Below are 12,968 nucleotides of genomic sequence, written 5' to 3' on the forward strand. Positions count from 1 at the left end.
AGCCTTTTCAATCGATGAGCAGCGCCATGACGTGGTCGTCGATGGCCTGCGCGTCGCCGGCGCGCTTGTAGAACTTGCGCAGCGTGCCTTCGCGCTCGAAGCCGAGCTTTTCGTAGAAGCGCAGCGCCGGCGCGTTGTCGCTTTCGACGATGAGCTCGATGCGCTTGACGCCGGCCGACTTCAGCCGGTCGATGGCGTCGGTCACCATGGCCAGCGCAATGCCCTGGCCGTGCAACGCGGGATCGACCGCGAGCGTGCCGAGGCTGGCGACGTGCCGCACTCGACCGGGGTAGCGCGCGGCGCGATAGAAGCCCGCGATGCGTCCGCCGCGCTCGTAGACGAAGAAGTCGCGGCCATCGAGCAGTTGCCGGTAGATGTCGCGGAAGTCTTCCAGCGGCATCGGGTCGTAGCCCAGGTAGGGCACGACCTTCTCGTGCATGTAGAGGGCGAAGACGGTGTCGATGTCTTCAGGAGTGGCGAGCCTGCGCATGGTGTTTTCTTGCCTGCTTCGGAGCGATGGAAGCGCCGAGCATAGCCAGTGGGCGCGGTGCGCCCTTCAGCTGGCGAGCAGTACCGCCGAGACCGCCAGCAACGCGGCCTGCGCGCACCAGGCCCAGCGCAGGCGCAGTTTCGAATCGAGCACCGCGCCGATGGACCAGAAGCCGCCGACTGCCAGCGCGAGCAGCGCCAGTGCGGTCTGGAAGGCCAGGTCGTCGGCGCGCCACAGGAATGCCAGCGTCACGCCGACCCAGCATGAGAAGTGGAGCGCGGCCGAAGCGACCTGCGCACGCGTCAGTCGGGGGTCGTGGATGCGCATGGCTTCTTCCAGGGAAAACGGTGCCTCCGGAAAGCGTGCCGCCACGTCGGCCGGCCGCCAGCCCGGCGGCTTGAACCACACGGCGATCTTGTCCTGCCAGCGCCGCGTGTGCCAGGCGTCGCGCAGCAGCGGCGCATAGGGGCCGACGATGGCGCGCAGCGGATCGAAGCTCGCGAGCGCCTTGCGCGTGCCGTACACGCAGCGTTCGGTTTCTTCGGCGAAGGTGCCGAACATGCGGTCCCATATCACCAGCATGCCGCCGTAGTTGCGGTCGACGTAGCCGTCGTTCACCGCGTGGTGCACGCGGTGGTTGGACGGCGACGAGAACACCCGGTCGAACCAGCCGAGCTTGCCGATGTGCTCGGTGTGGATCCAGAACTGGTAGACCAGCACGATCAGCCCCGCAAGGCCGAACTGCTCGGGCGGCACGCCGACCACCGCCATCGGCAGGTAGAAGGCCCAGCCCAGGAAGGCCACGGTGCTTTCCTGCCGCAGCGCGGTGGAGAAGTTGAACTGCTGGCTCTGGTGGTGCACCGAGTGCGCGGCCCAGAACACGGCCGACTCATGGCCCGCGCGGTGCAGCCAGTAGTCGAAGAAGTCGAACAGCACCACGGCCAGGATCCAGCCGATGGCGCTGTCCCAGAAGTCCGGCCGGGTCCAGATCGCGACGAACGGATAGACCATCGCGTACAGGCCGATCTGGAAAAGCTGGGTGCAGACCGCGAGCGCCTGGCTAAGCAGGCCCTGGCTCAGGCTGCCGAGCGTGTCGCTGAAACGGTAGGTGTTGCGCCGCTTGAGCCAGCCCCAGGCGAACTCGCACGCCATGAGCAGCGCGAACACGGGCACGACGAAGACGACCAGCCGATGCACCGCGTTCGATTTTTCAGGAAGTGCTCAGCGAATCTTCAGCGTTCGGACGCGCGGCCGGCCACGATGACCGCATTCGTGCCGCCGAAAGCGAAGGAATTGGACAGCGCGTAGCGGATTCCCTTGGCCTCGCGCGCCTCGCCCTGGACGAAATCCAGGTCGAAGGCGGCGTCCGGTGTCTGCAGGTTGGCGATGGGCGGCAGTGCCTCCCGGGCCAGCGCGCGCAGCGCCGCGATGAGTTCGATGGCGCCGCCGCCGCCGAGCACGTGGCCGTGGATGGCCTTGGTGGCGCTCACCGGCGTGGCCTTGCCGAACACTTCGCGGATCGATGCCGCCTCGGCGGCGTCGCCGGCCGATGTGGCGGTGCCGTGGGCGTTGATGTGGCCCACGTCGCAGGCTTCGATGCCGGCGTCGCGCAGCGCGGCGCGCATGGCGCGCACCTGGCCGGCGGTGTCGGGGTTGGTGATGTGCGTGCCGTCGCAGTTGGTGGCGTAGCCGGCGAGCACGAAGGGCGAGGCACCGGCGCCGCGGGCGGCGGCGTGCGCTTCGGATTCGAGCACCAGCGCGGCCGCGCCTTCGCCGATGGCAAAGCCCGCGCGGTCGCCGGAGAACGGGCGGCAGGCGGAGGAGGGCGCGTCGGCCGGCGGCGGCGCCATCACGCGCATCGCGTGCCAGCTGGCCATCACGCCGGGCGTGAGCATGGCGTCATGGCCGCCGACGATGGCGACGTCGATCCAGCCGCCGCGGATGGCGCGCATGGCTTCGCCGATGGCCACGGCCGACGAGGCGCAGGCACAGGCGTAGGCGATGGCCGATCCGCGAGCGCCGAAGTGCAGCGCAAGCTCCGCCACGGCGGCGTTGGGCATCACGGTGAGCACGGTCGTCGGGCGCATGCGGCGCTGTTCGCCGTAGAGCGCGCTGGTGGTGCTGTCGAATGTGCCGGCGCCGGCCAGGCCGCTGCCCCAGAAGATGCCGAGGCGGTCGCGGTCGATGGTCTCCAGGTCGAGCCTGGCTTCGGCGGCGGCGTCCTGCGCGGCGGCCAGGGCCATGGCCGTGCCGCGGTCCAGCGGCAGGCGCGAGGTGCTGCGCACGCCGTTCGATTCGAAATCGCAGGCGGCGACGGCAAGCTCCATCGTGTCCATGCCCTTGATCTCGAGCTTCTGCGCGCGCACCGCCGAGCGGCCGGCGAACAGGGCGTCGTCGAAGTCCTCGACGGTGCGGCCGATGGGCGTGATGAAACCGAGGCCGCTCACGCGCACGGGCGCGGATGCGGCGCGCGCTGCCGAAGCGGCGAGCACGGCGTGGGCGGCTCCGCTGCTCATGCCGGGACTTCGGCCGGTTGCGCGGGCCTGGCGGTGGCGGTGCCGCTGCTTTCCGTGTCGATCACTTCGCACAGGCGCTGCAGCGTGATGCCGGCTTCGCGCGGGTCGAGGCGGTCTTCGGGAATGCGCAGGTGGAAGGCGTCTTCGACCGCGAAGACGAACTCCATCAGCGCGAGCGAATCGAGGCCGAGGTCGGACAGCGCGGTGGCGGGCGAGATGGCCGAGCGCTCGACCTTGAAGTCGGTCTCGAGGATCGTCGCGATGCTGTTGAAGGTGGGCGAAGAGGCGTCGGAATAAGACATGGGGATGCTTTCCTTTCAGGCGTGGGCAGGCAGATCAGGCGTACAGGGGATGCTCGGGCATCGTGCCATGGGCCACGGCGTCGGCAAACGACACTGTTTCACGTACCACCTGTTGACGGTCGTTGTCGATTGTGATCATGTGGTAGCTGTTCGCGACCACCACCGTGCGGAATGCGCGGCACCGCAGGCCGCGCGCGAGGATGTCGAGGTTGGCCACGCTGGCCACTTCGTCCTGCTGGGCATGCAGTGCGAGCACGTTGTCGCATTGCACGCTGTTGAGGTTGCGGCGCACGTGGCGGATGAGCCGGTCGTGCTCGCGCAGGTGGCCCACGCCGATGACCGAGCTGCCCGCGCGCGAGACCTTGCGGTGGCGCAGCTCGCGCTCGATCCAGGCGCGCACGCGTTCGTTCTTCACGCCGTAGGGCGGGCGCTCGCGGTATTGCCACAGCCGACCCAGCGGCGTGTAGAAGGCCAGCGGCAGCAGGAACTGCGTGCGCGGAATGGCCCAGCCGTCGAAGCGCAGCGTGGTCGACATGAGCACCAGCGCGTCGACGTCCGCGCCGCAGCGGATGGCCGCGCCCAGCGCGAGTGATGAGCCGGCGGAAATGCCGATGAGCATCACGCGGTCGTGCTGCGCGCGCAGCGCCTTGACCTCGGCCTGTATGGCATCGATCCAGCGTTCGAACGGCGCGGCATGCTGCAGCGGCGCGGCGGCATCGAACGAGTAACCCTCTATCGACAGCGGATGCACCGGGTAGCCGCGGCTGCGCAGTGCCGATTGCACGGTCAGCAACTCGTCAGGCGTGCTGCACAGGCCATGCAGCAGGACCACGGCGGTGCGTTGCACCTCGGGAGGCACCACGCTCAGCTGATCGGAGGGTTCGCGCGCACTCATCGTGTTGCGCCGGCCATGAAAATGGCCCGTGGTTCATATTGCTGTCGTATGCTCATGTTGCGTTTATCGCTGGAGCGACTGACCGGCTGCTGACCCGTCATTCGCAAGGGCAGATTACCCCCAACCATTCAAACACCATGCGAATTCTGCTTGTCGAAGATGACGCCGTTCTGCGCGATGTCATGGTCCGCAGCCTTGCGGACGCGGGCCACCGGGTCGACGTTTCGACCAACGTCGAAGATGCCGACCATCTCTGGCGCGTGCAGCCCTTCGATGCGGTGCTGCTCGACCTCAACCTGCCGGCCACTGCCAGCCCCACCAGCGGGCTGGCCAGCGGCCTCACCGCGCTGCGCCAGGCACGCGCGCGCGGCGACCGCACGCCGGTGCTGGTGCTGACCGCGCGCGGCCGGACCGAAGAGCGCATTGCCGGCCTCGACGCCGGCGCCGACGACTACCTCGGCAAGCCCTTCGACCTGGCCGAAGTCGAAGCCCGCCTGCGCGCGCTGGTGCGCCGCGCCAAGGGCACCGAAGACATCGTGCTGCTGGGCCAGCTCAAGCTCGACCGCAAGGCACGCCGCTTCTCCACCAACAGCGGTCCGCTCGACCTGCCGGCGCGCGAGTTCGAAGTGCTGTGGGAGCTCATGAGCCCGCCCGGCCGCACCGTGAGCAAGCGTGCGCTGTCCGACAAGCTCTCGAGCTTCGACGAATCGCTCGGCGACAACGCGCTCGAGGCCTTCATCTCGCGCCTGCGCAAGAAGCTGCAGGGCACCGGCGCGAGCATCCGCACGCTGCGCGGCATCGGCTACCTGCTCGAAGCCGAGGCGTGATCCGAGCGTGACCGGCGAGACCGCAGAACAGCAGCAGGCCACGCAGCGCGCGCCTTCGCTCACGCGGCGCGTGCTGCGCAACGTGCTGGTGCCGCTGGCGCTCACGTGGATGGTGGGTGCCGTCATCGCGCTGGTCATCGCCAACTATTTTTCGGAGCAGGCCTTCGACCGCGGCATGCTCGACGACGCATATGCGCTGTCGGCCAACGTGCAAGCCGGCGAACGCGGCATCGAGCTGCTGCTGACCCCGCGCGAAGTGGCCACGGTGCTGTTCGACCAGGTCGACAAGGTGTACTTCGCGGTGCAGCGGCTCGACGGCACGCTGATCTCGGGCCAGTCCGGCCTGAGCGCGCCGCTGCCTATGGACGGCTCGCGCTACCGCTTCTCCGACATCGACTACGAAGGCAGCGCGTTGCGCGCGGTGGTACTCGAGCATGACGCCGAGCCCGACCTCAGCATGCCCTACCGCGTGATCATTGCGCAGACCACGCTGAGCCGGACCGCGCTGGTGCGGCAGCTGCTCGGCTATGCGCTGGCACCGCAGATCCTGCTGCTGGTGCTGCTCGCGATCTGGCTCTGGTACGGCATCCGCAGTGACCTGCGGCCTTTGGGCGACCTGCAGCGCGCGCTCGACCGTCGCGACGTGCACGACCTGTCGCCGGTGCAGGTGGCGCAGACCTCGCGCGAGCTCCAGCGCCTGGGCAATGCGGTCAACTCGCTGTTCGAACGCCTGGGCCAGAGCGTGCAGGCGCAGCGCGAGTTCGTGGGCAACGTGGCGCACGAGCTGCGCACGCCGCTGGCGGGCATTCGCGCGCTGGCCGAATACGGCCTTGCGCAGCACGACACCAACGTGTGGCGCGAGCAGCTCGAGCGTGTGTCCGAGCGGCAGGCGCGGGCGAGCCACCTGATCGACCAGCTGCTCGCGCTGGCGCTGGCCGAAGAAGCGCGCACCGAACTCAAGCGCGTACCGGTGCGGCTCGATGTGCTGGCCGAGCAGACGGTGCTGCGCCACCTCGCGCGCGCCGATGCGCGCGGCGTGGACCTCGGCGCGCGCGGCCTCGACGACGGCGTGGTGGTGTATGCCAACGAGGCGCTGGTGGAGGGCATCCTCGACAACCTGATCGACAACGCGCTGCGCTATGGCGGGAGCACCATCACGGTCGAGCTGGCGGGCCGCACGCTGAGCGTGATCGACGACGGACCGGGCATTCCGATCGAAGCGCAGCGCGACCTGATGCAGCGGTGGGCGCAGGGCCCGGCCGGCGAGAAGCTGGGGCAGGGCTCGGGGCTGGGGCTGTCGATCGTGTCGCGCTACGCGGAGCTGCTGGGCGCCGAGCTGCGGCTCGAAGTCGCCGAGCCGACCGGCCTGCGCGTGAGCGTGGCGTTCGGCGAAGTGGCCTGAACCGACCCGCTCCGCCGCGCGTTCGCTCAGCGCGAGAGCGGCGTGCCCTGGTGGAACGCCATGCGCCAGCGGCCATGCCGCCGTCGCCACAGCGAGCTGCGCAGTGAATCCGCGGCGGGCCTTTCGGGAATGGCTTCGCGGTGCACGCGGTAGGTGACCAGCGCCACGTCGGGCGCCATGCGCAGCACGCGAAAGTCCGTCATCGTGCGCCGCGAAAAAGTCTCGTCGCGCAGCGCTTCGATGATGGCGGGCCGCGTCCATGTTTCGCCAGACACGCCGAGTTCATGGAAGCCGTCGTCGAGCAGTTCCTCCAGCTGCGCGGCGTTTGCGCGCACCTCGCGCAGGTGCAATGCGCCTTCGAGTTTCAGCAGCAGCGCATCGAGCGCTTCGGCGGGTGCGGCTTCGTAGAGCTCCAGCGGCAGGCCGTCGGGATCGGCGAAGAAGGTGAAGCGACGGCCGGTGTACTCGTCGGTGCGCAGCGGTTCCACGGCAATGCCCTGCGCCGAGAGTTCATCGGCGGCGGCCTGCACGTCGTGCACTTCGAAAGACAGATGCCGCAGGCCCTGCGCCTCTGGCCGCGTGAGGCGCGCCGGCGCGCCGGGAAAGGAGAAGAGTTCGATCTGCGAGCCATCGGGCAGGGCCAGGTCGAGCTTGTATGAATCGCGTGCGGCGCGATGGTTTTCGGCGACCACGCGCAGGCCCAGCACCTCGGTGTAGAAGTGCCTGGACACCGCGTAGTCGGCGCAGATGATGGCGGCGTGATGGATGCGTTCGAGCTGCATGGCAATGCTCATCTCAACGGCTTGCGCAGGAACACGCGGGTGCGTTGTTCGAGCGCGAGGCGCTTGTACTCGACGTACCCGATGCGCTCGTAGAGCGCGCGGTTCTCGGTCATCTTCTCGTTGGTGAAGAGGTGGATCGAATCATGGCCCTGCCGCAGCGCTTCGCGTTCCGCCAGCTCCAGCAGCGCGCGGCCGACGCCCGTGCCCTGGTGCCGCGGGCGCACCGCGATCACGTCGATCAGGAAGCCCTCTTCGGTGACGTCTAGCACCAGCGCGGCGACGGTCCGTGCGTCTTGTGTCGCGACCCAGACCTGCGCATTTTCGATGGCAGGTCCGTAGTCCCTGGTCATGGGCAACGGCGTGAGGCCAAGGCGCGGAATGTAGTGGCGAAAGGCTTCCACAGCGCATTCGGTGATGGAAGCGGCATCGGCCGCATCGGCGCGCCGAAGGGTCCAGCTTGCGTCATTCACGGCTCGAACTCCACCTCGCCCTCGATCTCCACAGGGATGTTGAACGGCAGTTCCGCCATGCCCACGGCGCTGCGCGCATGCATGCCGATCTCGGGGCCGAAGAGTTCGAGGATCAGGTCGGAGAAGCCGTTGATCACGGCCGGCTGCCTGTCGAAGCCAGGTGCCGAGGCCACCATGCCGAACACCCGCGTCCATGCGGTGATGCGGTCGAGATCGCCGATGGCACGCTGCAGGCTGCCGAGCATCGCAAGCGCGGTGAGCCGCGCGGCCGCATAGCCCTGTTCGACCGTGAGCTCGCGGCCCAGCTTGCCGAGCGGCGTGGCGATGGTGCCGTCGGCATTGAGCGGCCCGTGGCCCGAGATGAAGGCGCGCCGGCCCAGCACGCGCACGAAGGCAAAGGGCAGCACCACACCCGGTGGCGGCGTGATGGTGGGCGGCAGCACGAGGCCGAGCGCGGCGAGTTTGTGTTCGATGTGGGCCATGGATGTGCGCGCCGCGGGGAGAGAGAGAAGGCGAAAGGCCCGCGGCGCGAGCGCCAAGCGTACGGGCTGGCGGGCGCACATGCAAATCGGCCCGTGCACGCCAACGGAGTGCACGGGCCGTGGAAGGACCGACCCGCGGGACTCAGGCCAGCGCCGGGTAGTCCGTGTAGCCCTTGGCGCCGCCGCCGTACATGGTGGCCTTGTCGAGTTCGTTCAGCGGTGCGTTCTCGCGCAGGCGGCGCACCAGGTCGGGGTTCGAGATGAAGGGCTTGCCGAAGGCCACGAGGTCGTCGCCTTCCTTCACCGCTTCTTCGGCCAGCGGGCGGTCGTAGCCGTTGTTGACCATCCACGCGCCCTTGCCGCCGGCTTCGCGGTAGGCGGCCTTGAGGGCTTCGTAGTCGAAGGGGCGGTCTTCGATTTCGCGCGGGCCGCCGGTGGCGCCTTCGATGATGTGGATGTAGGCCAGGTTCAGCTGCGCGAGTTGCTTCACCACATAGGTGAACAGCGGCTGCGGGTCGCTGTCGTGCGCGTCGTTGGCGGGCGTGACGGGCGACAGGCGGATGCCGGTCTTGCCGCCGCCGACCGCGTCGACCACGGCGCGGGTGGTCTCCAGCAGCAGGCGGGCGCGGTTCTCGATGCTGCCGCCGTAGTCGTCGGTGCGCTTGTTGCTGCCGTCCTTCAGGAACTGGTCGAGCAGGTAGCCGTTGGCGCCGTGGATTTCGACGCCGTCGAAACCGGCCGTCTCGACCGCGCTGCGTGCGGCCACCGCATAGGCGTGCACGATGCCCGGCAGTTCGCCGGCGTCGAGCGCGCGCGGCTCGGAGGTCTCGACGAAGGTCGGCACGCCGTCCTTGATGAGCACGGTCTTGGTCTTGGCGGTGATGGCCGAGGGCGCCACGGGCTTGCCGCCACCGGGTTGCAGTTCGGTGTGCGAGACGCGGCCCACGTGCCACAGCTGCACGACGATCTTGCCGCCCTTGGCGTGCACGGCGTCGGTCACGCGCTTCCAGGCGTCGAGCTGCTCGGTGCCGTAGAGGCCGGGCACGTCGGAGTAGCCCTGGCCCTGGTGGCTGATGGCGGTCGCCTCGGTGATGAGCAGGCCGGCGGTGGCGCGCTGGGCGTAGTAGGTGGCGGCGATGTCGGGCGGAATGGCGTTGGGCGAGCGATTGCGCGTCAGCGGCGCCATCACGATACGGTTGGCGAGCTTGAGGTCGCCGGCCTGGACGGGGTCGAAGAGGGTGGACATCGTGTAGTTGGAGGCAAAGTTGAAACAGGCGCAAGGCTAAGCGCCCGGCCTCAACCCTGCTGCCGTACGGTTGTCCGGATTGATGCTATGCAAGCAGCGCCAGCAACGCCGGGCTCGCGCGCAGGGGCATGGCGAGCAGGATCTGCCCCATGCCCTTGCCGAGCGGGTCGTTGCGCAGCGAGGCCATGCCGCCGCCGCCCAGCGCCTGTTCGCAGACGAAGTTGAAGGCGCCGATGCCCGGCACGTCGTAGCGCGTGACGCGGCCCTTGACGAGGTGGGAAAGCCACTCGGCGACGCGCGCCTCGCTCAGCTGTTCGCGCAGCAGTTCGAGCAGTGCGGGGTGGCGCGCGATGACGCCGATGTTCGAGGTGTCGCCCTTGTCGCCGCTGCGGGCCCAGGCCAGGCGGATCAGGGGGACTTCGACGGTGTCTTCCGCTCGCGTCGTCGGCGTTTGTGCGGCTCTGGCAGGCTGTCGGACGGGTGCGGCGGGCGACGGGGGTGTTTCGGTGCGGGGCAGGTCGATGCGTTCGCCGTCGATGGTCACGCCTGCCTCGACCATCGATTTGTCGAGCAGGAACGCGTACTGCCGTATCGACGGCGACACCGACGCTCGCCCGCCGCCCGCGCCCGTGGTGCCCGGTGCCCACGAGGTGCCGGCGGGCGCCACTTCGCGCGCGAACAGCTCCAGCGCGTCCTTGCGCGGATGCGTCACCGCGAGCCGCAGCACCGCCTCGCGTGTCTGCAGGGCCTGGGCATGCGGGCCGTAGCACGACTCCGCGCCCAGCACCTCGAGATGCGTCGCGCTGTAGGGACCGAAGCCGCTCTGCGCGAACAGCGCGCCCGTGCGCGCGAGGATCGCCTCGCCGGTGCGCCGGGCCTTGGCCACCGCGTCGAAGCCCACGATGGTGAGTTGCGCCGACGTCTTGAAGCCGTCGACGTAGGTGGCGCTGACCTTGTAGCTCGCGGTCGGCGCATGGCCGCGCGCGCCGTGCACGCGCACCCGGTGCTCGCCGGCCTGCGCGATGCGCACCTGCGTGAAATCGGCCACCACGTCGGGCAGCAGGTAGGCGGCGGGGTCGCCGATTTCGTAGAGCATCTGCTCGCCCACCACCGCGGGCGTGAGCTTGCCGCCGGTGCCCGCGGGCTTGGTCACGACGAAGCTGCCGTCGGCGCTGCATTCCACGATGGGATAGCCGATGTTCGGCCAGTCGGGCACGGTGTCCCAGTCGGTGTGCAGGCCGCCGGTGGCCTGGCAGCCGCATTCGATGATGTGGCCGGCGAGGCTGCCGGCGGCGAGCAGGTCGAAGTCGCCCGGCTGCCATTTGAATTCATGCATGAGCACGCCCAGCGTGACGGCCGAATCGACGCAGCGGCCGGTGATGACCACCTGCGCGCCGGCATCGAGCGCGGCCTGTATCGGCCGTGCGCCCAGGTAGGCGTTGGCGGTGAGCACGCGTTCCGGCAGCGCGGCGCCGCTCTGCAGTTCACTCACAGGCGGTTGCTGCTGGCGCAGCTGCGGCAGCAGGGGCGACACGTCGTCGCCGCGCACCACCGCGATCTTCAGCGCAATGCCTTGTTCGGCGGCGAGTGCCGCCAATGCGTCGGCGCAGCCTTGGGGGTTCACGCCGCCTGCGTTGCTCACCACGCGGATGCCCTGTTTCACGACGTCCTTCAGCACCGCTTTCATTGCCACCGAGACGAAGTCGGTCGCGTAGCCCAGCTCGGGTTTCTTGAGCCGCGCGCCCGCGAGGATCGACATCGTGAGTTCGGCCAGGTAGTCGAACACGAGGTAGTCGATCTGCCCGCTGCGCACGAGCTGCGGCGCGCCGACGCTGCTGTCGCCCCAGAAGCCCGAGGCGCCGCCGATGCGGACGATGCGTTGGTTGTCGTTCATCGGCCGCTCCACCGTGGCTTGCGTTTCTCGCGGAAGGCGAGTTGCCCTTCGGCCGCGTCCTCGGTCAGGGCGAACAGGCCGATCTGGCTTTCGGTGAAGGCCATCGATTCCTCGAAGGCCATGGTCTCGATCTTCTTCATGGTGTAGAGGCCGCGCCGGATGGCGGCGGGCGATTTGTCGAGCATGCGGCCGAGCAGCCAGTCGACGCTCTCGTCGACGTCGTCGCTCACGCGGTTGACGAGCCCGAGGTCGAGCGCCTGCGCGGCGGTGATGGGCTCGCCGGTGATGCACATCTCGGCCAGCACGCGGCGCGGCAGCAGGCCGCCGAGCACGCTGAGCACCTGCGCGGGGAAGAGGCCGACCTTCACCTCTGGCAGGCCGAATACGGCATGGCTGCCGGCCACGGCCATGTCGCACATCGCCATGAGCCCCATGCCGCCGGCCATGCAGGCGCCGTTGACGCGCGCGATCAGCGGCACGGTGGATTGGCGGGCCTGGCGGAACAGGTTGGCGAAGCCCTGGTAGGGCGCGGCGTAGTCGAACTTGAAGGAAGAGCCGCTCTGCAGGTCGGCGCCCGCGCAGAAGGCGCGCGTGCCGGCACCGGTGATGACCACGGCGCGCACCGCGCTGTCGTCGTTGGCGCGGCGAAGCGCATCGCCCAGACCGGCGAGCACGGCGCCGCTGATGGCGTTGCGGCGCTCTTCGCGCTCGATGGTGAGCCACATGACGGGCCCGCGCATCTCTTCGCGCAGTTCGACGGGGGGAGGGGCTTCGGGCATGGCGCGGTTCCTTCTTCGGGGCTTCTGTCTTCTTCTGAAGCGATGCCCCGAGAGTGGCCCGAAAAAAAAGCCGCGGCATGCGGCTTGTGGCTGAAAGCAGGCCGGGTTTTCCCTGGGAGTCGCCCGGCCGTGTTGCTTCTTCTGCGTTCTTCGGCTTACTTCAGAAGGCCTTCAGCCTTCATTGCTTCCTGCACCGCGGGGCGGGCGCCGACACGCGCGTGCCAGGCCTGCAGGTTGGGGTAGCCGGAGATATCCACGCCGGTGGGCTTGGACCAGTTGGTGACGGTGAACAGGTAGCCGTCGGCCACGCTGAAGGTATCGCCCATCAGGTATTGCTTGCCGGCCAGCTCGCTTTCGAGCCACTTGAAGCGCGAGGCCAGCTTTTCCTTGGCGATGTTCTTGGCTTCTTCCGGCATGGCCGGGTTGAACAGCGGGCTGAAGCCCTTGTGGATCTCGGTGCCGATGAAGGTCAGCCATTCCTGCAGGCGGTAGCGCTGCATGGTGCCGGCGGCCGGCGCGAGGTTCTTGGTGGGGGCCAGGTCGGCGATGTACTGCAGGATGGCCGGGCCTTCGCGCAGGCGCGTGCCGTCGTCGAGTTCGAGCATCGGCACGTAGCCCAGCGGGTTGATGCCGTAGTAGTCGGTGCCGTCTTGCAGCTTGTGGCTCTTGGTGCTTGCCAGCACGGGCTCGAAGGCGAGACCGGCTTCGTGCATGGCGATGTGGGGAGACAGCGAGCAGGCGCCCGGCGAGTAATACAGCTTCATTCGAAATAACTCCAATGGATTGGCGAGGTGTGATTGTTCTGGGAGACCACGGCGGATGCTAGCGGGTTTGGCGGCGTCGCGTTTTTGTCCTACGGCGGCTTGCGCGAGGCGACTATCGG

At 68.8% G+C, this 12,968-nt stretch carries 14 protein-coding genes; 2 read left to right on the plus strand and 12 right to left on the minus strand.

Annotation, left to right across the window (positions count from 1 at the left end; all coding sequences use genetic code 11):
- Nucleotides 1-7: 7 nt before the first annotated feature.
- The 5 genes from WIX39_RS04415 to WIX39_RS04435 all read right to left on the minus strand — a co-directional run bounded on the left by WIX39_RS04415 (nucleotide 8) and on the right by WIX39_RS04435 (nucleotide 4,203).
- Nucleotides 8-490 (minus strand): GNAT family N-acetyltransferase, encoded by a 483-nt coding sequence (locus WIX39_RS04415; protein ID WP_285413803.1) that lies wholly within the window; start codon nucleotides 488-490, stop codon nucleotides 8-10.
- Between the two features lie 66 nt (nucleotides 491-556).
- The gene (locus tag WIX39_RS04420; protein WP_409194583.1) at nucleotides 557-1,687 is read right to left on the minus strand and encodes a sterol desaturase family protein; all 1,131 of its coding nucleotides are present in this window, start codon (nucleotides 1,685-1,687) and stop codon (nucleotides 557-559) included.
- A gap of 35 nt (nucleotides 1,688-1,722) precedes the next feature.
- Nucleotides 1,723-3,006, minus strand: coding sequence for a beta-ketoacyl-[acyl-carrier-protein] synthase family protein (locus tag WIX39_RS04425; protein WP_409194584.1), 1,284 nt, complete (start codon nucleotides 3,004-3,006; stop codon nucleotides 1,723-1,725).
- A complete protein-coding gene (locus WIX39_RS04430) occupies nucleotides 3,003-3,308 on the minus strand; it encodes a phosphopantetheine-binding protein (protein WP_409194585.1) in 306 nt (101 codons plus the stop codon). The genes WIX39_RS04425 and WIX39_RS04430 overlap by 4 nt, the downstream gene beginning before the upstream one ends.
- Nucleotides 3,309-3,342: 34 nt before the next feature.
- On the minus strand, nucleotides 3,343-4,203 hold the full coding sequence (locus tag WIX39_RS04435; protein WP_081269747.1) for an alpha/beta hydrolase: 861 nt from the start codon (nucleotides 4,201-4,203) through the stop codon (nucleotides 3,343-3,345).
- A 137-nt stretch (nucleotides 4,204-4,340) separates the two neighbouring features.
- Between WIX39_RS04435 and WIX39_RS04440 the strand changes: the two genes are divergently transcribed.
- Both WIX39_RS04440 and WIX39_RS04445 read left to right on the plus strand, forming a co-directional pair.
- The gene (locus WIX39_RS04440; RefSeq protein WP_081269746.1) at nucleotides 4,341-5,030 is read left to right on the plus strand and encodes a response regulator transcription factor; all 690 of its coding nucleotides are present in this window, start codon (nucleotides 4,341-4,343) and stop codon (nucleotides 5,028-5,030) included.
- Nucleotides 5,031-5,037: 7 nt separating this feature from the next.
- On the plus strand, nucleotides 5,038-6,432 hold the full coding sequence (locus WIX39_RS04445) for a sensor histidine kinase (protein ID WP_081269745.1): 1,395 nt from the start codon (nucleotides 5,038-5,040) through the stop codon (nucleotides 6,430-6,432).
- A 26-nt stretch (nucleotides 6,433-6,458) separates the two neighbouring features.
- On the opposite strand, the gene gloA2 is transcribed toward WIX39_RS04445, so the two are convergent.
- From gloA2 to gstA, 7 genes are all read right to left on the minus strand, one after another.
- Nucleotides 6,459-7,226, minus strand: coding sequence for an SMU1112c/YaeR family gloxylase I-like metalloprotein (gloA2, locus tag WIX39_RS04450; RefSeq protein WP_234382193.1), 768 nt, complete (start codon nucleotides 7,224-7,226; stop codon nucleotides 6,459-6,461).
- Nucleotides 7,223-7,684 carry a GNAT family N-acetyltransferase gene (locus WIX39_RS04455; protein WP_106936265.1) on the minus strand — a complete coding sequence of 154 codons (462 nt, stop codon included), beginning with the start codon at nucleotides 7,682-7,684 and terminating at the stop codon, nucleotides 7,223-7,225. The genes gloA2 and WIX39_RS04455 overlap by 4 nt, the downstream gene beginning before the upstream one ends.
- Complete coding sequence (locus WIX39_RS04460) at nucleotides 7,681-8,166, minus strand: RidA family protein (RefSeq protein ID WP_106936264.1); 486 nt, start codon at nucleotides 8,164-8,166, stop codon at nucleotides 7,681-7,683. The genes WIX39_RS04455 and WIX39_RS04460 overlap by 4 nt, the downstream gene beginning before the upstream one ends.
- 142 nt (nucleotides 8,167-8,308) lie before the next feature.
- Nucleotides 8,309-9,412: an alkene reductase gene (locus WIX39_RS04465; RefSeq protein ID WP_081269741.1), complete on the minus strand. Its 1,104-nt coding sequence runs from the start codon at nucleotides 9,410-9,412 to the stop codon at nucleotides 8,309-8,311.
- A gap of 85 nt (nucleotides 9,413-9,497) precedes the next feature.
- The gene (locus WIX39_RS04470; protein ID WP_106936263.1) at nucleotides 9,498-11,306 is read right to left on the minus strand and encodes an acyclic terpene utilization AtuA family protein; all 1,809 of its coding nucleotides are present in this window, start codon (nucleotides 11,304-11,306) and stop codon (nucleotides 9,498-9,500) included.
- A complete protein-coding gene (locus WIX39_RS04475; RefSeq protein WP_409194586.1) occupies nucleotides 11,303-12,085 on the minus strand; it encodes an enoyl-CoA hydratase/isomerase family protein in 783 nt (260 codons plus the stop codon). The genes WIX39_RS04470 and WIX39_RS04475 overlap by 4 nt, the downstream gene beginning before the upstream one ends.
- 155 nt (nucleotides 12,086-12,240) lie before the next feature.
- Entirely contained in the window at nucleotides 12,241-12,849 is a 609-nt protein-coding gene (gene gstA, locus WIX39_RS04480) for a glutathione transferase GstA (protein WP_081269738.1), read from the minus strand.
- Nucleotides 12,850-12,968 lie beyond the last annotated feature (119 nt).

The organism is Variovorax sp. AB1(2024), assembly GCF_037482385.2.
GTDB lineage: Bacteria > Pseudomonadota > Gammaproteobacteria > Burkholderiales > Burkholderiaceae_C > Variovorax.

Coding starts and splice junctions, on each gene's coding strand:
- WIX39_RS04435 (WP_081269747.1), bottom strand. CDS start 4,203: ATGAGTGCGCGCGAACCCTCCGATCAGCTGAGCGTGGTGCCTCCCGAG.
- WIX39_RS04470 (WP_106936263.1), bottom strand. CDS start 11,306: ATGAACGACAACCAACGCATCGTCCGCATCGGCGGCGCCTCGGGCTTC.
- WIX39_RS04440 (WP_081269746.1), top strand. CDS start 4,341: ATGCGAATTCTGCTTGTCGAAGATGACGCCGTTCTGCGCGATGTCATG.
- gloA2 (WP_234382193.1), bottom strand. CDS start 7,226: ATGAGCATTGCCATGCAGCTCGAACGCATCCATCACGCCGCCATCATC.
- WIX39_RS04465 (WP_081269741.1), bottom strand. CDS start 9,412: ATGTCCACCCTCTTCGACCCCGTCCAGGCCGGCGACCTCAAGCTCGCC.
- WIX39_RS04415 (WP_285413803.1), bottom strand. CDS start 490: ATGCGCAGGCTCGCCACTCCTGAAGACATCGACACCGTCTTCGCCCTC.
- WIX39_RS04425 (WP_409194584.1), bottom strand. CDS start 3,006: ATGAGCAGCGGAGCCGCCCACGCCGTGCTCGCCGCTTCGGCAGCGCGC.
- WIX39_RS04430 (WP_409194585.1), bottom strand. CDS start 3,308: ATGTCTTATTCCGACGCCTCTTCGCCCACCTTCAACAGCATCGCGACG.
- gstA (WP_081269738.1), bottom strand. CDS start 12,849: ATGAAGCTGTATTACTCGCCGGGCGCCTGCTCGCTGTCTCCCCACATC.
- WIX39_RS04460 (WP_106936264.1), bottom strand. CDS start 8,166: ATGGCCCACATCGAACACAAACTCGCCGCGCTCGGCCTCGTGCTGCCG.
- WIX39_RS04475 (WP_409194586.1), bottom strand. CDS start 12,085: ATGCCCGAAGCCCCTCCCCCCGTCGAACTGCGCGAAGAGATGCGCGGG.